Source organism: Bifidobacterium sp. LCP19S3_E9, assembly GCF_052121135.1.
Classification (GTDB): domain Bacteria; phylum Actinomycetota; class Actinomycetes; order Actinomycetales; family Bifidobacteriaceae; genus Bifidobacterium; species Bifidobacterium thermacidophilum.
Window position 1 is genome coordinate 207166 of record NZ_JBQKEV010000001.1, and the last position, 20451, is coordinate 227616.

At 61.7% G+C, this 20451-nt stretch carries 15 protein-coding genes; 3 read left to right on the forward strand and 12 right to left on the reverse strand.

Annotation, left to right across the window (positions count from 1 at the left end):
• Window positions 1-107: 107 nt before the first annotated feature.
• The 3 genes from ACTQYB_RS00795 to hflX all read right to left on the reverse strand — a co-directional run bounded on the left by ACTQYB_RS00795 (window position 108) and on the right by hflX (window position 4066).
• Window positions 108-1100 (reverse strand): cation diffusion facilitator family transporter, encoded by a 993-nt coding sequence (locus tag ACTQYB_RS00795; RefSeq protein ID WP_441481605.1) that lies wholly within the window; start codon window positions 1098-1100, stop codon window positions 108-110.
• A gap of 272 nt (window positions 1101-1372) precedes the next feature.
• Complete coding sequence (locus ACTQYB_RS00800) at window positions 1373-2335, reverse strand: L-lactate dehydrogenase (protein ID WP_029575654.1); 963 nt, start codon at window positions 2333-2335, stop codon at window positions 1373-1375.
• Window positions 2336-2512: 177 nt separating this feature from the next.
• Window positions 2513-4066, reverse strand: a complete 1554-nt coding sequence (hflX, locus tag ACTQYB_RS00805; RefSeq protein WP_441481604.1) for a GTPase HflX — start codon at window positions 4064-4066, stop codon at window positions 2513-2515.
• A 276-nt stretch (window positions 4067-4342) separates the two neighbouring features.
• On the opposite strand from hflX, the gene ACTQYB_RS00810 reads away from it, so the two are divergent.
• Entirely contained in the window at window positions 4343-5038 is a 696-nt protein-coding gene (locus ACTQYB_RS00810; RefSeq protein ID WP_441481707.1) for a class I SAM-dependent methyltransferase, read from the forward strand.
• A complete protein-coding gene (locus ACTQYB_RS00815; protein ID WP_441481603.1) occupies window positions 5035-9183 on the forward strand; it encodes a DUF3418 domain-containing protein in 4149 nt (1382 codons plus the stop codon). The genes ACTQYB_RS00810 and ACTQYB_RS00815 overlap by 4 nt, the downstream gene beginning before the upstream one ends.
• Before the next feature lie 552 nt (window positions 9184-9735).
• On the opposite strand, the gene ACTQYB_RS00820 is transcribed toward ACTQYB_RS00815, so the two are convergent.
• Window positions 9736-10530 carry a hemagglutinin gene (locus ACTQYB_RS00820; protein WP_414600822.1) on the reverse strand — a complete coding sequence of 265 codons (795 nt, stop codon included), beginning with the start codon at window positions 10528-10530 and terminating at the stop codon, window positions 9736-9738.
• Between ACTQYB_RS00820 and ACTQYB_RS00825 the strand changes: the two genes are divergently transcribed.
• Window positions 10529-11020, forward strand: a complete 492-nt coding sequence (locus tag ACTQYB_RS00825; protein ID WP_441481602.1) for a hypothetical protein — start codon at window positions 10529-10531, stop codon at window positions 11018-11020. The genes ACTQYB_RS00820 and ACTQYB_RS00825 overlap by 2 nt on opposite strands.
• A 177-nt stretch (window positions 11021-11197) precedes the next feature.
• Here the strand turns inward: ACTQYB_RS00825 and ACTQYB_RS00830 are convergent, their stop codons facing one another.
• From ACTQYB_RS00830 to hisD, 8 genes are all read right to left on the reverse strand, one after another.
• Complete coding sequence (locus ACTQYB_RS00830) at window positions 11198-12331, reverse strand: MFS transporter (RefSeq protein ID WP_441481706.1); 1134 nt, start codon at window positions 12329-12331, stop codon at window positions 11198-11200.
• A gap of 503 nt (window positions 12332-12834) precedes the next feature.
• Window positions 12835-14172 (reverse strand): type I glutamate--ammonia ligase, encoded by a 1338-nt coding sequence (gene glnA / locus ACTQYB_RS00835; RefSeq protein ID WP_015450119.1) that lies wholly within the window; start codon window positions 14170-14172, stop codon window positions 12835-12837.
• Window positions 14173-14382: 210 nt separating this feature from the next.
• Window positions 14383-15108: a bifunctional 1-(5-phosphoribosyl)-5-((5-phosphoribosylamino)methylideneamino)imidazole-4-carboxamide isomerase/phosphoribosylanthranilate isomerase PriA gene (priA, locus tag ACTQYB_RS00840; protein ID WP_441481601.1), complete on the reverse strand. Its 726-nt coding sequence runs from the start codon at window positions 15106-15108 to the stop codon at window positions 14383-14385.
• Window positions 15109-15337: 229 nt separating this feature from the next.
• Window positions 15338-15985 carry an imidazole glycerol phosphate synthase subunit HisH gene (hisH, locus tag ACTQYB_RS00845; RefSeq protein ID WP_441481600.1) on the reverse strand — a complete coding sequence of 216 codons (648 nt, stop codon included), beginning with the start codon at window positions 15983-15985 and terminating at the stop codon, window positions 15338-15340.
• A 124-nt stretch (window positions 15986-16109) separates the two neighbouring features.
• Window positions 16110-16910: a hypothetical protein gene (locus tag ACTQYB_RS00850; protein WP_441481599.1), complete on the reverse strand. Its 801-nt coding sequence runs from the start codon at window positions 16908-16910 to the stop codon at window positions 16110-16112.
• The gene (gene hisB / locus ACTQYB_RS00855; protein WP_026502736.1) at window positions 16910-17509 is read right to left on the reverse strand and encodes an imidazoleglycerol-phosphate dehydratase HisB; all 600 of its coding nucleotides are present in this window, start codon (window positions 17507-17509) and stop codon (window positions 16910-16912) included. Before hisB ends, ACTQYB_RS00850 begins: the two co-directional genes overlap by 1 nt.
• Window positions 17510-17608: 99 nt before the next feature.
• Window positions 17609-18775 (reverse strand): histidinol-phosphate transaminase, encoded by a 1167-nt coding sequence (locus ACTQYB_RS00860; protein ID WP_441481598.1) that lies wholly within the window; start codon window positions 18773-18775, stop codon window positions 17609-17611.
• Window positions 18772-20169: a histidinol dehydrogenase gene (gene hisD / locus ACTQYB_RS00865; protein WP_033505075.1), complete on the reverse strand. Its 1398-nt coding sequence runs from the start codon at window positions 20167-20169 to the stop codon at window positions 18772-18774. Before hisD ends, ACTQYB_RS00860 begins: the two co-directional genes overlap by 4 nt.
• Window positions 20170-20451 lie beyond the last annotated feature (282 nt).

Below are 20451 nucleotides of genomic sequence, written 5' to 3' on the forward strand. Positions count from 1 at the left end.
ACACGATAGGCTGATAACCGCCGAGCATACCGACTCGGGATGGCCAATCGGCCCGGCGTACGACTCAATCCGCACACATTCCCTCAAATGGTCGCGTCACCATCAGCTCAATCAGCCGCGTCACCAACCCCAACACCATCACCGCTGTCACCCTCATCTTCCGGCGCATCATGCAGATGTTCCGCGCGAGTCGCCTCGCACCCGGCCGGCTCCAGCTGGAACGTCGTATGCGGGATCGACACCGGGAAATGCTCGCGCAGACAGCTTTGCAACTGCGCCAGAATCTGCGCCCCTTGAGCCATCGAGAGCCCCGGATCGACCACCACATGCGCCATCAGCACCGGCATACCGGTCGACACCGTACTCGCATGCAGGTCATGCACAGCCACCACATGCGGCACGCGTTCCATATGCGCGCGAACCTCATCGAGATCCAGCCCCTCCGGCGTCTCCTCCAACAGCACGCGCACCGCCTTACGCAGCAGCAGCACCGCACGCGGAATCATCATCAACGCGATGATGCCGCCCGCAATCGCATCAAAGCCGCCCCAACCCGTGCATTGCAGCACAATCGCAGAAACAATAACCGCAACCGACCCCAGGGCATCATTGACCACCTCGAGAAAGGCCGCGCGCATATTCATGTTGTCATCGCTGTTCCCGTGAAGAATGACAATCGAACCGATATTCGCCGCCAAACCCAATACGCCCATGAACAGCAGCAGCCCGACACTGCGCACACCGTCATCTGCTCCGCCGAACAGGCGCATCCCCGCCTCGACAAGCGCATAGACCCCGACGAACAGCAACACCAACGCACCGAGCGCCGCGGTGATGACCTCCAGTCGCGCCCATCCCCACGTCCTGGTGTTACTGGGCTTGCGGCGCATCAGCATGGCTGTCACCGTCGATGCAACCAACACCGAAAGATCAGTGAGCATATGCCCGGCATCCACCAGCAACGCCAGCGATCCGGTCAATGCCGCGCTGATGACTTCGGCGATGAACACCGTTGACGTCAACGCCAGCGACATGGTCAGCCTGCGCTGATGTTCCTTGCTACTTCCCGCTTTTCGGTAGGCTCCTTCACCGTGCGTCATCGCGTACTCTCCTTGGGTATTCCGCGGCCATACTTGCACATAGGCCGTGCGCCTTGCCGCCAGTGCCTTGCCGCCAGCGCCTTGCCGCCTGCGTATAGGCACTGCGCACTGCCACCTGCGCATTGTCGAAACCGCTTCTCATTACCATTCTCATCCATGCAGATACGACGAAACCCCGGCGTAACGGCCGGGGTTTCCTTGTTGTTCCGAGTGTACCGGGTATGGTGTCACGACATCAAGTCAGTCACGGCGCCATACGGCTCGCGAACGTATCAGAAGCCGAACTTCGCAGCGGTCTCGCGCAGCGTCTCCGCGGACTTCTTGAGCTCCTGGAGCTCATGGTCGGACAGCGGGGTGTTGATGCGGGAGTTCACGCCCTGACGGTTCAGCAGGGTCGGCACGGACATGCACACGTCGGAGATGCCGTGGAAGTCGGTGAGCATGGAGGACACCGGCAGGATGCGGTTGGTGTCGCGCAGCACAGCCTCGATGATATCCACGCCGGACATGGCGATCGCGTAATTGGTCGCGCCCTTGCCCTGGATAATCTTGTAGGCGGCGTTCTTGACTTCCTGATGAATCTCCTCGCGCTTGGCAGCGTCGAGCGGCTCATGGCCCGGCAGCGGCTGCCAATCGCACATCGGGACGCCACCGATGGTGGCGGAAGCCCACAGCGGGACTTCGGAATCGCCGTGTTCGCCGGCGATGTACGCGTGCACGTTCTTCACGTTCACGCCGGTCTGCTGCGCGATCAGGAAGCGCAGACGAGCGGAATCAAGGTTCGTGCCGGAACCGAACATCTGGTTGGCCGGCAGGCCGGACAGCTTCATGGACACGTGGGTGACGACATCCACCGGGTTCGTGATGAGCATATAAATCGCGTTCGGGGCGACCTTCACCACGTTCGGGATGATGGACTTCATGATGTTGATGGTCGCGCCTGCAAGATCGAGGCGGGACTGGCCCGGCTTCTGGCGAGCGCCCGCGGTGATGACGACCATGTCGGCGTCACGGCAGATCTCAACATCGTCGGAACCGTCGATGGAGACGGTCGGATAGAAGCTGGAGCCGTGCTGCATGTCGAGCACCTCGGCCTCGACACGCTCCTTGGCGATGTCTTCGAGAACGATTTCGCGCGCAACGCCACGCTGGGCGGCCGCGAAGGCAAGCGTTGAGCCGACAGCGCCGGCACCGATGATAGCGAGCTTCGTGGGCTTTACAGCTGAATTCACCATTTGCTACTTCTCCTTGGCAATGACCCGATTGTGACGGGCTTCATTCAGTAACACTTCCACTCTAGTGGCTCTCCGTGACGTTTGCGCAGGGAAAACGCCTTGACGTCGGGTCAAGGGAAGGAAAAATATGAGAGCGTTCACAATGAAGTCGTATCAAGTATTGCAGTCGTTCAGCGGTTATTCATCGACGGCGGCATCGACCACTTGGGCGGCCAGCTGGCTGTCGACTTGCGCTTCGATCATCATGCCGTCCCCGCGGTACTCGATGGAGTCCATCTGACCGTATTCGCGGATTTTCGAAACCAGCGATCCGGCGGTGTAGGGCAACAGCGCGCTGACATGCACATCGGGCACCGGCAGAAGCGCCTCGACCGCCTCACGCAACGCGTCGATGCCTTCCCCGGTGAACGCGGATACGAGGTGCGCCTCGGGAGCGAGCGCCGCAAGACGCTCACGGGTCGCCTGATCCGCCCGGTCGATTTTGTTGAATACCAGGATGCGCGGGATGCTTTCGGTGCCGTTGATATCGGCGAGGATGGCATTGACCGCGTCGATCTGGGCGAACGGGTCCGGGTGTGAGGCGTCGACCACGTGCACGATGACATCGGCGTCGGCGACTTCCTCGAGCGTGGATTTGAACGCCTCGACCAGCTGCGTGGGCAGACGACGGACGAATCCGACGGTGTCCACGTAGGCGTATTGGCGGCCGTCCTTCGCGCTCGCGCGTCGCACCGCGGTGTCAAGCGTGGCGAACAGCGCGTTCTCCACCAGCTCTCGCGAGCCGGTCAGCCGGTTGGTCAATGATGATTTGCCGGCGTTGGTATACCCGACTACGGCGACCGTGGGCAGACCGAAGCGACGCCTCGACCCGCGCTTGACATCGCGCGCGGGGGCCATGTGAGCGATCTGTTTACGTAATTTGGCGATCCGGTTGCGGATGACACGGCGGTCCATTTCGATTTTCGTCTCGCCGGGGCCACGCGAGCCGATACCCGCGTCGGCGCCCGCCGCACGACCACCCGCCTGACGGGACAGCGACCCGCCCCAACCACGCAATCGCGGCAGCATGTATTGCAATTGGGCGAGCTCGACTTGCGCCTTGCCTTCGCGGCTGGTCGCATGCTGGGCGAAGATGTCCAAAATCACGGCCGTGCGATCGACGACCTTGACTTTTGTCGCATCCTCCAAGGCTCGCCGCTGGCTCGGCGGCAAGTCGTCGTCGACGATGATGGTATCGGCTTCGTCACGCGCGACAACACCCGCGATTTCCTTGGCCTTGCCGGAACCCACATAAGTCGCGGAATCCGGGCGCAGACGGTGTTGCAAGAGGCCGTCGCACACCTGGGCGCCGGCGGTTTCGGCGAGTGCTGCGAGCTCACGCAACGATTCCTCGGCCTGTGCTTGGGTGGTTTTCGCGCTCGACCACACGCCGACGAGCACCACGCGTTCGAGACGCACCTTGCGGTATTCGACTTCGGTGACATCCTGCAATTCGCCGAGACCGGCGACTCGTTTGAGTTCGTTGCGCGCCTCGCGTTCGCGCCACTCCTGGTCTTCGTGGGCGTAGGGGTGGGCCGCGGCATCGTCAAGCAGGACCTCGGAATGTTCGGACAGCACGTCCTCGTCTTGGGCAGGGGCGGATTGGCCTTTCCCGGATTGGACAGATTGGTTCACAGTGTCGTCCGAATCATGCTCCGCCGTACCTTGGCCCCCTGCCTGTTGCGGTGTCATACCAGCCGCACTCCCCTGATGTTCCTGGCTTGTCTGGCTGGCCTGGGTTTCCCGGTTGTCTTCAGCGTCGTCCGTACGTGCGAAAGCTGTCGTGGTGATGGCGGTTCCTTCTTCTCACACCGCCGAATCGGCGGCACGACCGACGGTATCTTCCTAGTATCAACTATTGTCTTTATTATCAACATGTTGGACGACAACACCAAGCCGGTTCCGCCGTCAGCGACAGGCGAGCACGCCGGCGCGACCAACGGACGCTTGCAGGAAGAACACAAGGATATGGCAGTATCGAAAGCACATCATGGCGCCGAAGAGCGTGACACCAAACAGAAGAACAGCACACGCTCCGCGCAGAAACAGAGCACAGGCGACGAGCAGTATTTCACAGCGAACCCCCAATCGGCCGACGTCAGGCGCGAACGCAAGGTGACCTTGCGCGGCTACGATGCCACAGTCCAGACATCCAACGGCGTGTTCTCAGGCAATCGCGTCGATCTGGGTACGTCCGTGCTGCTGCGCCATGCGCCCATGCCGCCGCAGCAAGGCACCGGGCTCGATCTGGGGTGCGGCTGGGGGCCAATCGCACTCGCTTTGGGCTTCGAATCCCCCAACCTTGACATCTGGGCGATCGACATCAACGAACGCGCAGTCGATCTGACCGCGGAAAACGCGAAATCCAACGGTTTGGAGCATGTACACGCCGTCACGTCCGACGCCGTGCCCGCCAACCTGACCTTCGACGTGATCTGGTCCAACCCGCCGATCCGCATCGGCAAAGACGCGTTGCACGAGCTGCTCATGGCCTGGCTGCCGCGACTCAACCCAGGCGGCGCCGCGTATCTGGTGGTGCAGAAGAACCTCGGCTCCGATTCACTCATCCCCTGGCTCGCCCAAGCGCTCGGCGACGGCTATTCGGTCAGCAAATACGCCAGCTCCAAGGGGTATCGCGTCATCGAGGTGCTACGTCAGGCATGAAGTTCACATATCCAAAGGAACTGCCGATTTCCGCGGCGCATGACGAAATCATCGACGCGGTGAAACGCTCGCAGGTCGTCATCGTCTCCGGTCAAACCGGATCGGGCAAAACCACGCAGATCCCGAAAATGCTGCTGGAAATGGGCCGTGGCACGCATGGTCACCAGATTGTGCACACGCAGCCGCGCCGGCTTGCCGCGCGAACAGTCGCCGAACGCATCGCCCTGGAAATGGGAACGAAACTCGGCGATGAAATCGGCTACCAGGTGCGGTTCACCGACGAGAGCTCCCCTAATACCAGACTGCGCGTGGTCACCGACGGCATCTTGCTCGCGCAGATTCAGCGCGACCCACAGCTGAGCCGCTACGACACCATCGTGATTGACGAGGCGCACGAACGCAGCCTCAACATCGACTTCCTGCTCGGCTATCTGACCGCGCTGCTGCCCAAACGCCATGATTTGAAGCTCGTGATCACTTCGGCGACCATCGATTCGGAGAAGTTCCGCGACCATTTCGAGCACGCGTTGCACACCAAGGTACCGGTCATCGAAGTTTCCGGGCGCACCTATCCTGTGCAGATCGTCTACGAGCCCTTGGGATCACCGCCGGCTCTCATGAATCACGTGCCCGGCTTCCCCAATCCGCGCAATCCCGCAATCGGCGGGGACGACGGGCGCGGCGGCAACAATGGCAACAGCGACGATGACCAGACCGATGTGCCGACCGCCGTGGCGCGCGCCTGCGCCGAACTGGTCATCCGTTCCAGCCATGAGCACGGACCGCGGGACATCCTCGTCTTCGCATCCGGCGAGCGCGATATCCATGATTTCGAAAACGCCCTGCATCATCATTTCGGTCCGCGCACAGCGGATATGCGCCGCCCCGACGCAATCGAGATCATGCCGCTGTTCGCCAGGTTGTCCGCCAAGGAACAGCACAAGGTGTTCGAACCGCACACCCATCAACGCATTGTCATCGCTACGAATGTGGCGGAAACATCGCTGACCGTGCCGGGAATCCGCTATGTCGTCGATCCGGGCACCGCGCGTATCTCACGGTATTCGAAAACGGCGAAAGTGCAGCGTCTGCCGATTGAACCGATTTCGCAGGCGAGCGCCGACCAGCGTTCCGGCCGATGCGGGCGTGTAGCCGACGGCATCGCGATTCGCCTGTATTCGAATGAGGATTACCAGACGCGGCCACGCTTCACCGAGCCTGAAATCCTGCGCACGTCGCTGGGCGCGGTGGTGCTGCACATGCTGTCGGTCGGCGTGGCGCACACGGTCGATGACATCACGCATTTCGGCTTCATCGACCCGCCGGATGTGCGTTCCGTATCCGACGGATTCAACGAGCTGACCGAACTCAAGGCCGTCAGCCATAAACACGGCGAAGTCAAACTGACCCGCATCGGCCGACAACTGTCCCATATCCCAATCGACATCAGGCTCGGGCGCATGGTCATCGAAGCGGCCACCCGCACCACGCCGAACACGCTTGCCGCTGTGCTGGTCGTCGTCGCGTTCCTCAGCTTGCAAGATCCAAGGGAGCGACCCGAAGACAAACGCGAGGAAGCTGACCGGATCCACAATCGGTATGCTGACCCGACCAGTGATTTCCTCACCGCGCTCAATATTTGGGACCGCGTGTTCCAAGTGGACGGCGAGCCAGGCAACAATGCGCTGCGTCGCATCTGCAAAGCCGAGTATTTCAGCTTCCTGCGCATGCGGCAGTGGAAAGACCTGGTCGCGCAACTGTCCCAGATGTGCCGCGAATTGAAATTCCGCGTGGGTGAGCCACAGCCGATCTCCCGGCCGGGGCTTGACATCCGCAATCTGCCGATGAACCAGCAGGCCGCGCACTCCATGTGCTGCACGTGGGACGCGCAAGGCATTCACCAATCCATGCTCGCCGGGCTGCTGTCCATGATGGGCATGCAGGTGGTGCGCGAGCCGAAAGCTTCGGATTTCGCCGGTCTCAAGGGGGCGGCCAAAGCCCGGGCGATGAAACGCGCGCAGAAAACCGCGAAAAACGACTATCAAGGCGCCCGCGGCACACGTTTCGCGCTGTTCCCCGCGTCCGCGGTCGCGAAAACCACTCCCCCGTGGGTGATGAGCACGGAACTGGTGGAAACCTCCCGCCTGTGGGCGCGGTATTCCGCCGCAATCGACCCGGCATGGGCGGAACCTCTGGCCGGCTCGCTCACCCGCGTCACCTACGCCGAGCCGCATTGGTCCGGCTCACGCGGGTCGGCGGTAGCGCAATCGAAAGTCCTGCTATATGGGCTGCCGATTGTGCAGGACCGTCCTGTGCAATGGGGACGCATCAACCCGCCCGAAGCACGTGATTTCCTGCTGAGGCAAGGCTTGGTCGAAGGCGATATCCAGCAGCGCTTCCCATATGACGGCTTCATCGAACGCAACCGGGACATCCTTGAGGATGCCGCGCAGGATGCCGACCGCACCCGGCAAGTCGCCGACACGGTCAGCGATGAGGATCTGTTCGACTTCTACAATGCCGTCATCCCCGCGGATATCACGAGTGTCGCTGATCTGGCGAAATGGTGGAAGGGCGAACACGACAAGCAGCCGCACCTGCTGGATTTCGACCCGGAGAACGTCGAGCGGCTCCAGCAATCCGGCAGCGTCAGCATGGACGACTACCCGGAATACTGGCATACGCTCGGCACCGACGGCACGCCGATCGACCTGCGGCTGAGCTACAAGTACGAGCCGGGCGCCCCGGACGACGGTGTGACCGTGCACATCCCCATCAAGGAACTGTCACGGTTGACGCCTGAACAGTTCACATGGAACGTGCCCGGTCTGCTTGACGAACTGCTGCTCGGCATGATCAAATCCCTGCCGAAGGCGCTGCGCGTCCAGTTCGTGCCCGCCCCCGACACCGCGAGGGCAATCCGCGAGGCGATTGACGAACGATACCCGGATTTGCCCGGATCCGGGGAAATGGGGCATCCGAACCTGCCTGATGATGATCTGCAAGAAAGCGCGAGGGAAGGTTCGCCAGTTAGCTCACAGGTGGCCGGAGCCGGCGCATGGCCGGATATCATCCACGCGTTCACCGCGGCAGCGATTTCGACAGTCGGCGCGCAGATTCACCCGGAGGTCTATACCGACGAGCAAATCAGCAAACTCGCCCCCTACCTGAGGATGACCTTCAGCATCGAACAGCCACTGCCGCAAGCCAAATCCCAACATCGGCACGGCAATGGGCATAGGCATGGCGGACGGCAGGCCGTCAAAGTACTCGGTACCGGCAAATCCCTGGTCGGACTGCAACGGCAGTTCGCGCAGCTCGCCGCCGCATCCGCGCGCAAAGTCGTACAACGACAGGCGAAAGCCGCCGAGGCGCAAGGGAAAATCGTCCAACAGGCAAATCTGCTGCACAAAGCGGGGGCAACTACCAAACCGCGCGCCGACATTCTGTGGGCAGGCGCACTGGACTCCCTACGCCTGCCGTCGGAACGTATTTCCTCACGGTGGCTGGGCGCCGAAGCGCTCATGCTGGCAAGCGCGCCATACCGTTCCACCGCCGATCTGGTCGAGGATTTGCAGCTCGCCGCTGTCAAGCGACTGCTGCCGCGTGTGGACAAGCTGCCGGACGATGAGGCGCTCGCCCAAGCGGTCAGCGGGGTGTCGGAAGTGTTCGAGGATACCGTGTATGCGGTTGTACATGATGTGATTGCGATTCTCAAGCGGTACGCCGAAGTGGACAAGGCGGTGTCCGGCAAGGCCGACCTGCCGATGCTTTCGGTGCTGCAATCGGTGCGTGAGCATATCGCCACGCTCGTGTTCCCCGGGTTCATCGGGGCAGCTCCCCCGGATGCGTTGCCGAATATCGAACGGTATCTGCACGCTGATCTGATGCGGCTTGCCAAAGCAAAGACTGATAAGAATCGGGACGTGCGCTGGGCGTGGCAGGCCGATGAAGCGCGCGGACTCGTGGACAAGGCGATGGAACGCGCAAAGGCCGAGCCGGCCGGACCGCGTCACGAGCAGCTGCTGGGCAAGGCGACCCAAGCCCGGTGGATGCTCGAGGAGTTCTACGTGTCCCTGTGGGCGCAGGAGCTGGGCACGGCGAAACCGGTGAGCATCCAGCGAATCCGCAAGGTGCTCGCGTAGGCAGGTTGCAGTGCTTAGTTGTGGCACTCACCAGTACGCTGCAGGAAGGTTCTGCAAGTTGTCGTGCGCTGTGTGCCCGGACATACGCAACACGCACCATCGCCAATCGTTGTCTTCGTGTGCGGCGGCATCCGGCATATCCCGTATGCTGCCGCATACGTAGGTTGTATATGCGGGTCAACGATTGGCATCGTTCAGCCGTCAATCTCTCCGATTCGACATGTTACGTATGGCACGACATACGCGACGTGCGGCATTGTCCCCCAAACGACTACCATCCACAGCCAACCTGCACATTCCGTATGCAACAATACACATGCAACAACAACCCACCGTCCTTCACGACCGGACATCATGACATCCGTCAAGATACACATGCCACGACATACACGGTTTGTCGGTTCACCAACTCACGGGCCCAGGCATCGCTGCGTCCGGCAAGTTCTGTATTTCGTCACATGCATCATCTGAACAATCGCCGACGTTGTGCGAGCCAATCCTCACACAACGCCATATGACCGGCCCGGCGACATTGCCGTCGAAGCCGCCCTCCTACGAGCGCGGATTGCCAAACCAGCCGGTGTAGATGATCGAGAAGTTGCGGTTGCCGTACGCCGAGCAGGAGTCGCCCTCCCCCGCTCCGGCTGCGAGCGCCGCCGTGTTCGGCTGATAAGGCGTGTAGATGTACAGCAACGCGGTCGCCTTGTTCTCGATGTACACCTGGCTGCCCCCGCAACTGGCGTTCGGATTGTATTGGATGTAGTTCATGCTGCCGGCATGGTATCCGTACGTATCCTCATGCTGCAAATAGTACTTGTAGCGTTTCGCCGACCCATACACTTGCCGGAAGAACCCAGCGTACTGCGGGTCGCAGCTCGCGTCGTCCGGGCAGCTCAAGCCCATCGCGGCTTTGAACTGGAAGGCGGTCGTACTGGTCGCGGTAACCAGATGCTGCTCCTTCTGCAGCACGGTGAGCAGCACTTTTGGACTGACTCCGCAGGCTTTCGCCGATTTGCTGATGATCGCGGCAGCGGTTTCGCCTTGCGCCCCTTGGTACGCCTCGCATTCGCTGCCGGCGGGCTCGTTCTCGCTATCAAACGTCATGACGCGCAGACATTGGCTTCCCGTGCATGATGCGCCTTCCTTATCGAGAAACGCTTGGATTTCCGCTTGGCTCATGGCATTGCCGTTGAAGAACTGTCCATCGGAGATGATGTTGCCGGGGTTGAATCCGTACTTTTCCGCGGTTTGATTCTGCCGGTATTGGGCGATGGCGATTTCCGTCCGCCATTGCACGACGCGAATCAGCCCCATGACCAGTGCCATCGCGCAGATAATCGCTACCATGGTTTCCAGCACAATCAGACACCGTTTGCCGGGATTCGCTTTCTTCCATGCCTTGCGATACCGGGTTTGCAATTGTCGTAGTGTTTTCGAGAACGATGAGGCTTTCCGACCACCGCCGCGCGGGGACGAGGCACGCGACGACGACCCCGTTGACGATGACCCACGCGAGGACGAAGCGCGTGACGACGCCCCCCGCGCATACTTGGCACGTCCCGCGGATTGTGCGCTGGAGCCGGCACGCCGTCCGGAACCACCGGTACGCCGTCCACAGTCGCGTCCTGCGGATGATTTCACTGCATGTCCCGATTTCGGCTTGCTCGAAGATGTCGAGGCTTCCGCCTTCGTCTCCGTGTTCGTCGTGCTACCCAATGTCGTCGATGCTCCCGGTTTTATCGTTTCTGCTGATGCTGTTGATTCCATCGCATCCGTCGTATCCGCAGGTTCTGTCATCATATCTATGTCCTCCGATGACGCGGGGCACGATGCCTAACATTCCAGCACTCGCCGCATGTTGCTAAAAATCGGCTCTTCTGCACGATAGCGAACGTCGCCATCCCCGGTACCAGGGTCGTTGCGCCCTCATCATGCCGGCCGTTCAAGGTCATCGCTGTCATCACTGTCATTGTAAGGCGTGACCGGCCTGACAGGCTCAACTATCGCCGAACTGCTACGCTCCGAGCTCCGCGCGCGTCGGGTGTAGCCCGCTAACCGTCAAGGCGGCGAGCAGCGCGAACACCGCACCGAAGGGTCCAAGCCAGGTCAATCCAAACTCATCGTTGACGACACCGCCAACTGCTGACCCGAGCGCGATACCGATGTTGAACGACATGGAATTCAATGATGCCGCGAGATTCATCGATCCCGGATGGGCTCGGGCTGCGACGTCCATGTACAGCACCTGGGATGCGGAATTTTGCAGATACATGAACAGGCCCAGCACGATGAGCAGCAGCGCCCCGGCGACCGGCAGAAGCTTTGCGAACGCGAGCAAACACAGCAGAACCGCCTGCATCAGGTAGATGGGCCGGATGCGAGCGAGAGGCGCCACACCGGTCCCACGATTGGCAAGCCTGCCACTGTACAGATTACTGCACAGACACGCCGCACCGAATACCATCAGGCCGATGCTGACAAAGCGCTGGGGAATCCCGATTTCGTCGCGCAGAATCGGGGTCAGATACGTATAGAACACATAGCTTGCCGCCGCCCCGAACAGCACCGCAAACACGCCCAGCCGGATACGACGATCGGCAAACAAACGGAATTGCGGCAGAAAACCGATGGTCATCGGATGGCTGTTGCGCGGCAACACGAGGACCATGGCGAGCATGAGCGCAACGGTCAGCACGACAATCAGCGCGAATGCGGCTCGCCATCCGAATGTTCCCGCGACCCACGTGCCCACAGGTACGCCGGCGACCGAGGCAATCGAGAAACCGGAGAACACCCATGCGATGAACCGGGTGCGATTCGCGGCGCTGGATACATCCGGCGCGTACGTCATGGATACGGCGACTGTGGTACCTGCCACGAGGGCAATCATGATGCGTGCGATGAGCAGAATCGGATAGTTCGGCGCGACCATGCACAGGATGTTGCCGACGAGGAAGACCGCGACCAACATCATATGCGTGGCGAAACGCGGGAAGCGCGCCGAAAGCGCCGAGCCGATCGGCGTGGCCGGGGCGTAGGCGACCGCGAACAAGGAGACGAGGTTGCCTACGGTGACTTCACTGATGTTCAATCCGCGTGCGATTTGCGGCAGGATACCAACCATGATGAATTCGCTGAGCCCCAGCATGAAACTCAGGGCGACCAGGGTGACAACCGCGGGCGTAAAGAACCGCTGGCGTCGGACGACGGTATCTCCACTGCCATGACTGTGAGGCTGACCGATCTGATGCCTTTGATCGCTCGTCGCGTTCTGCGTGTCTTGTGGAATGCCTGTCGTCGTGCTTTGCCTGTGTGTTTCGGCCATGCGCCGCGTTCCTCCTGTACGACCCGTCCGGCCGCCCATCCCAGTGAACCACCGGGTGTGCCCGAACACCGACCCTCTGGCGCGTCAACCAGCCGACGACACCCGTCCACCGCTCTCTAACGCCAAACCCACAAACCGTCTACGCAAAACCGCCCACCAGCATAACCAGTTTGTACGGGAAATTGTGCAGGAGGCACGGCACACTACAGAACACACTACAAACACCACATAGATACGCCAAAGCCCCGCCGCGATTGACGCAAGCGGGGCTGACGGTACTGCATGCGCTGCCCGAAACGCCGATTAGGCAGCGCGGACAGCCGAGGTTACAGGCGCTGCAAGTACTTGCCGAGCTCGTACGGCGTCACCTGACGGCGGTACTCCTCCCATTCCTGATGCTTGTTGCGCAGGAAGTATTCGAAGGCGTGCTCGCCCAAGACACCGGCCACAAAATCGGACTTCTCCATAATCTTCAGCGCCTCGTCGAGCGATTCCGGCAACGGCTGGATGCCCATCGCCTTGCGCTCAGCATCGGTGAGCTCCCACACGTCATCGCTGGTCGGCTCACCCAAGGTCATCTGCTGTTCGATGCCGTCAAGACCGGCCGCAAGCAGCACGGAGAACGCGAGATACGGGTTGACCGCCGGGTCGAGCGCGCGGAATTCCATACGCGCGGAATTGCCCTTGCCTGGCTTGTACTGTGGGATGCGCAGCAGTGCGGACCGGTTGTTGTGTCCCCAGCAGATGTAGCTCGGCGCTTCCGCCCCACCCCACAGACGCTTGTACGAGTTGACGTACTGGTCGGTGACCGCGCAAATCTCCGCCGCATGGTACAGGATGCCAGCGGCGAACTGGCGCGCGATAAGCGACATGTTGAACTCCTGACCTGCCTCGTAGAAGGCGTTGGAATCGCCCTCGAACAGGCTCAGATGCGTGTGCATACCGGAACCCGGCTGGTCGGCGAGCGGCTTGGGCATAAAGCTCGCGTGAATGCCACGCTCGAGGGAAATCTCTTTGACCACGGTGCGGAAAGTCATGATGTTGTCCGCGGTGGTCAACGCGTCGGCATACCGCAGGTCGATCTCGTTCTGGCCTGGACCGGCCTCATGATGCGAGTATTCAACGGAAATGCCCATCTGCTCGAGCATGTTGACGGTCGCGCGGCGGAAATCCATCCCCGGGCTGCGCGGCACGTGGTCGAAGTACCCGCCTTCGTCGATGGGTGTAGGGGCCTTGGACCAATCCTCCTGGTTTTCGAACAAGTAGAACTCGATTTCCGGGTGCACGTAGAAGGTGAAGCCCTTCTCTTTGGCTTTGGCGAGCGCCTGCTTGAGCACGTGCCGCGGATCGCCGAGCGACGGTTCGCCGTCCGGGGTGAGGATGTCGCAGAACATGCGTGCGGTGCCTTGCGGGCCGCCACGCCACGGCAGAATCTGGAAGGTAGACGGATCAGGTTTGACGATCATGTCGTCCTCGGAAACACGCGTCATGCCTTCAATCGACGAACCGTCGAAGCCAAGCCCTTCCTCGAACGCCGCTTCGAGTTCGGCGGGAGCGATGGCCACTGATTTCAGTGTTCCCAATACATCCGTAAACCAAAGTCGGATGAAGCGCACGTCTCGTTCTTCAACCGTGCGCAGGGCGAACTCTTGCTGTTTATCCATAGTCCTCATCGTCCCATCGAAATATTACGGACATGCTACACGGTTGCGATATTCCCGTGACCATGCCGCGTTTTGCGTTGTGTTTCGTGTGTTGACCCGCTGATTTCGCAGGTCTTCGTTGACCTTGGCGGATTCCTGTTGCGAGGCGCACGGCCGTGTCGGCCGGCGGTCGAGGCTGATTGATTCGGCTGCCCCGACCGCCGACTACCGTCACCGCGCCACTTCGAGCGCTTCTTCGAGGGTGAACGCACGCGCGTATAGCGATTTGCCGAGAATCGCCGCATCCACGCCGAGCGGCGCGAGCTCCTTGATGGCGCGCAGGTCGTCGAGGCTGCTGATGCCGCCGGATGCAGTGACATGCGCATCGGTGCGCTCGGCGACCTCACGAAGCAGGGTCAGGTTCGGCCCGCTCATCATGCCGTCGCGTGCCACGTCGGTGACGACGTAACGCGAGCATCCGACGGAGTCGAGGAACTTCATGGTTTCGAACAGGTCACCGCCCTCTTTGACCCAGCCGCGCGCGGCGAGCGTATGCCCTCGCACGTCGAGGCCGACGGCAACCCGATCGCCGTACTTCTTGATGACCGAAGCGGTCCAATCGGGGTTCTCGAGCGCTGCGGTGCCGATGTTCACGCGCGCGGCACCGGCGTCAAGCGCTGCTTTCATGCTGTCGTCGTCACGTACACCGCCGCTCATCTCGATATTGACTTTCTCGCCCAGCTCCTTGACGATCGCGCTGAGCTGGTCACGGTTGTTCCCGGTGCCGAATGCGGCATCAAGGTCAACGAGGTGAATCCACTGCGCTCCGGATTCCACCCAGGTACGGGCGGCTTCGAGCGGACTGCCGTAATCGGTTTCCGAGCCGGATTCACCTTGGCGCAGACGGACCGCCTTGCCGTCGCGCACGTCTACTGCCGGGAGAAGAGTGAGTGCCATATTGCCCTCGATTCTGCGGGTGTCCCGCTGTCAGTGCCGGAATACCGGCTGTTTCGGATGATGTTTCGTATGCTTTGCTGAATGCTGCATCCGGGTGTGTTCCTCTGGCAGTCGCCAATGCGGCGGCCTGTGTCGTGACAATGGCCTGCGTTAGCTTGCGATGGCCTGTCACAGTGTGAATCGCCACTGCTTAGACTGCCACTGCTTAGACTGCCACTGCCCGGATCGCTTAGAAGGTCGAAACCCAGTTGCGCAACAGTTGTGCGCCTGCTTCGGCGGATTTCTCCGGGTGGAACTGGGTGGCGAACAGCGGTCCGCGCTCATAGGCCGCCACAAACCTGCTGCGCCCATACGTGCACCACGTCACCTTCTGCTCTTCCCCACCGAAATCAATGTTCTCGGTGCCGTTTTCCACAGGCTGAGCGTCCATCGCCGCGTAGGAATGCACGAAGTAGAACCGCTCCCCAGTCAGTCCACGCAGCAGCACGGAGCCTTGCGGCGCCTCGACGGTATCCCACCCCATATGGGGAACCACATCGGCGTCCAGCAGGTTCACATCCCCGTGAATCAGACCCAAGCCGTCCGCCGGCTTGCCGAGCTCATTGCCATGGTCGAACATGATCTGTTCGCCGACGCACACGCCGAGCACCGGACGTCCGGCGCGCAAACGATCGTAGACGACGCGGTCACCGCCGACCTTGCGCAGACTATCCACGCAAGCACCGAACGCCCCAACGCCGGGGACGACAAGACCGTCGGCCTCAATAGCCTGACGATGGTCCGACGTGAGGGTCACATCAAGACCGAGATTGGCGAGCGCACGCACCATGGAGCGCACATTGCCGAAACCGTAGTCAAAGACCACTACCGATGTCATCGTTGTCCTTCCTTTCGTCGGGGGCCTGCATGTGTGCGGCCCGCCGTCCGGTGTTCGTGGACGTTTCCACGGTACTGCGGGATTGTTACCGTGTTCCCGTCTCGCGTACGCCTTGGATGCGGCGTTACGAGATGGATGAATTGCCGCGCCCGAATCTGGTATGCTTCGCGAGCACCGCCAAAGCCCCATCATGATCGAGATCGGCGGAATCGAAGCTTTTGCGGTCGGAGAGGATATCCTCAAGCGGGGTAATGCCGAGCATCAGATCCTCAACGAACGGAGCCGCGGAGGCGAATAGAATCGGCGGCGCGAACTGCTCCCCCGCCTGACCTTGCAGGAACAGCGTGGCTTCGAGCTTGTCCGCGCGGTTGACCGTGAGAATCGCCGGCATGCCGGACACCACGGTTGTCAAATCCTTGGCTGCTGCTTCCGGACTGTCACCGTCAAGGTTGTGCAGGACGGCGACGGCGCCTTGCGGGTCGTCGATGCAGACGGCGCTGATATCGCTGAGCTGGCAGAATGCGGCAAGCAGCTCAGCCGAGGTCAGACGGGTGATGATAGCCGCCGCCTTGGCCTTGTTGCCGAGCAACCCCTGCAACTCGTCGTCAAAGCTTGCTTCGATGGATTGCTGGGTTTCCGGCTGATCCGAGGACTCTCCGGTACCGTCGCCGGCAAACAGCGTGTCGTCCTGGCCGAGGCCTGAATCCGGACCTTGGGAATCCTGGTTCTGGGATGCCTGCGACTGGTCAAATTCTCGCTCGAAATCAGCCATCGCGGCATCAAGGTCAGCGTCGTTGAAATGCAGACCGTCATCGTTGCCAGAGTTGCCAGAGTTCCCGGAATCACCGAAATTCCCGGATTCGTCGGCACCGTCGGACAGACCGGAATCGTCGCGATCGCCGGGGGTCGTCATATCGTCGGCCATCACAGGGCTCCCTTGGTGCTGGGGATGCCGTCGACGCGCGGATCGGGCTCGATGGCGAACCGCAACGCGCGGGCAACCGCCTTGAATTCGGCTTCTGCGATATGATGCGGGTCACGGCCGGCAAGTAGCTGCAGATGCAGGCAGATGCCGGCGTGCAAGGCGATGGATTCCATGACGTGCCGGACGAGCGAACCGGTGAAATGCCCGCCGATCATGCAATATTCGAAGCCTTCCGGCTCGCCGGAGCATACGACGTACGGGCGTCCGGAAATGTCGATAACCGCTTTGGCGAGCGCCTCATCCAGCGGGACGGTCGCGTCGGCGAAACGACGGATGCCGCGTTTGTCGCCGAGGGCTTGGCGCAGGGCTTCGCCGAATACGATGGCGGTGTCTTCGACGGTGTGATGCACGTCGATGTCGGTGTCACCGCTCGCCTTGATGTTCAAGTCGATGAGCGAATGCTTGCCGAGTGCGGTCATCATGTGGTTGTAGAAGGGCACTGACGTGTCGATCTGGGTTTTGCCCGTGCCGTCAAGGTCCAGTGACAGGTCGATGGTCGACTCGCTGGTCTTGCGCACGATGTGGGCTGTACGTGCCATCTTTCCTCCTCAGCTCCGGCCTGCACTGGCAGGCCGGGTCGGTACGGTTCGGGTCAATGCTCGTGTCGTGATCCGCGTGGACGGGTTGCGTCGAGCGGGTTATTCGGCTTCCACGATGCGTAGCACTTGTGTGAGCGCTTCGCGGAAGCGTGCCATCTCGTCGTCGGTGCCCATGCATACGCGCAACCAGCCGTCGGGGCCAACCACGCGGATGAGGACGCCGCGGTCAAGCAGCTCCTGGAAGATGCGTTCACGGTTGTCGAAATGCCCGCCGAACAGCAGGAAGTTCGATTCGGAATCCGCGACTTCAAGCGGGATGCCCTTGTAGGTCTGGCTTTTCAACCATGCCGCGGTCTGGTTGCGTACTTCACGCAGGTGGGCGACGCGGCTGAGCTGTTCGTCGGTGTGTTCGAACGCGGCGAGGGCGACGGCCTGGGTCACGGCGGACAGGTGGTACGGCATGCGCACGATACGCACGCTGTCGATGATGCCTTTCGAGGCGGCGAGGTAGCCGACGCGCGCGCCCGCATAGGCGAACGCTTTACTCATGGTACGGCTGACCGCGAGGTTCTCATGCTTGTTGATGAGACTGACCGCACTCGGCATGCCCGGGTTGCGGAACTCCACGTAAGCCTCGTCGATGACGAGAATCGGGTGGACTCCTGGCGCCGCGCCGGCGACGTCCGCCTGTTCGCAGGCCGCAAGCAGGCGTTCGGTGTCTTCGAGCGGCAGCGGCGTGCCGGTCGGGTTGTTCGGGCTGGTCAGCAGCACCATGGACGGCTTGATGTCGTTAATCGCCTCGATGGTGCGGTCCACGTCCAGCGTGAAATCGGCGTTGCGGTGGACGACTTTCCATCCGGTGAACGTGTCGCGCGCGTACTCGGGGTACATCGAATACGTGGGGTCGCAGCTCAACGCGGTACGCCCCGGCCCGCCGAACGCTTGGAACAGCTGGAGCATAATCTCGTTCGACCCGTTCGCACCCCACAGCTGGCTGATATCAAGCCGGGCGCCGGACTCCTTGTCGAGGTAGTCGCTGAACGCCTGGCGCAGTTTGATATGCTCGCGATCCGGGTAGCGGTTGAGCGTGGGCGCGATTTCGCGGACGCGCTCGACGATGGTGTCGATGACGTCCGGGTTCGGCGGGTACGGGTTCTCGTTGACGTTGAGGCATACCGGCACGTCAAGCTGCGGAGCGCCATACGGTTCCTCGCCGATCAGGTCGTTACGCAGCGGCAGGCTTGCAGGGATGGTGTTTTCGCTCATCGCAGGCCCGCCTGCTCTTCCTGCTGCTTGATGGTCGCCTTGTCGTACGGGTCGGCAATGAAACGGCTCAGCACGCTCTCACCGTGGGCGGGCAGGTCCTCGGAGACGGCGAAGGTGTTGATGCGGGCGGCGAGCGCTTTGAGGCCTTCCTCGTCGTATTCGATGACTTCGACCGGCTTCATGAAGGTGTGTACGCCAAGGCCGGAGGCGAAACGCGCGGTGCCGGATGTCGGCAGCACGTGGTTCGAGCCGGACATGTAGTCGCCCAGCGGGACCGGCGAGTACGGGCCGCGGAAGATCGCGCCAGCGTTCTTGATGCGCGGCACCACGGCGTCCGGGTCGGCGGTCTGGATTTCCAAGTGTTCCGCCGCATACGCGTTGGCGGCGTCGATGGACTGGTCGAGATTGTCGGTCAGGATGATGCCGGACTGGCGGCCGGTCAGGGAGGTGGCGACTCGCTCGGCGTGCTCGGTACGCGGGACGCGCTGGTCCAGGCTGGCCTGCACCTGCTTGGCGAAGTCCTCGGAATCGGTGATCAGGACGGAACCGGCGAGCTCGTCATGCTCGGCCTGACCAATCAAATCGGCGGCAACCCAGCTGGGGTTCGCGTCTTTGTCTGCGATGATGGCGATTTCCGTAGGTCCGGCGACTGCGTCGATACCGACGATGCCGGAGACCATGCTCTTGGCGGTGGCGACGAAGATGTTGCCCGGACCGGTGATCTTGTCGACCGGTTCGCACAGAATCTCGCCGTCCTGCGGCTCGGAGCCCTTAGCCCCGTAGGCGAACATGGCGATTGCCTGAGCGCCGCCGACCGCGTAGACCTCGTCGACACCGAGGATGGCGCAGGTGGCGAGAATCGTCTTGTCAGGCAGACCGTCGGCGGTCGCCTTGCTCGGCGGGGTGGCGATGGCAAGCGATTCGACGCCGGCCGTCTGGGCGGGCACCACGTTCATGATGACCGAGCTCGGGTACACGGCCTTGCCGCCGGGCACGTACAAGCCGACACGCTGGATGGGGATCCAACGCTCCGCAACACGGGCGCCGGGTGCCAAATCAGTGTGGAAATCTTGCGGCACTTGGGATGCGGACACCGCACGGCTGCGGCGAACGGATTCTTCGATGGCGGCACGCACTTCGGGATCAAGCTCGTCAAGCGCCTGCTTCATAGCCTCGGCCGGCACACGCAGATGCTCGGGACGCACATGGTCGAACTTCTCCTCGAAATCACGAAGGGCCGCAGCGCCGCGGTCACGGACATCATCGAGGATCGGGCGCACCAGATCGGTGGCTTCCTTCGTACCCATCTCGGCACGTGGCATCGCCGCCAGCATCTCGGCACGGGTGAGGCGCTTTCCGCGCAGGTCAATGATTCGCATGGTATTGTCGCTCATACCCTCACATGGTAGCAACGGGCGAAAACCTTGCACGGAAAAATCCCGGGGTGCTGTCACATGCTGAGATGGCGGCCGGCGCGACAGGGCGTGACGGGACGCGTCTACGGCCAGCCCTTCCCCGCCGCCAACCCCATCACGTCTCCATGCGGCTCCCAAATCACACGGCAGACAGATACCTACCGACAGCCAGCCAAACCCCGGACTATCCCGTCACCGTGCGACACAAAGTCGCACCGCGCGCCGATACGCCAGCAACCACCCGGCCATCAACCGGCCGCC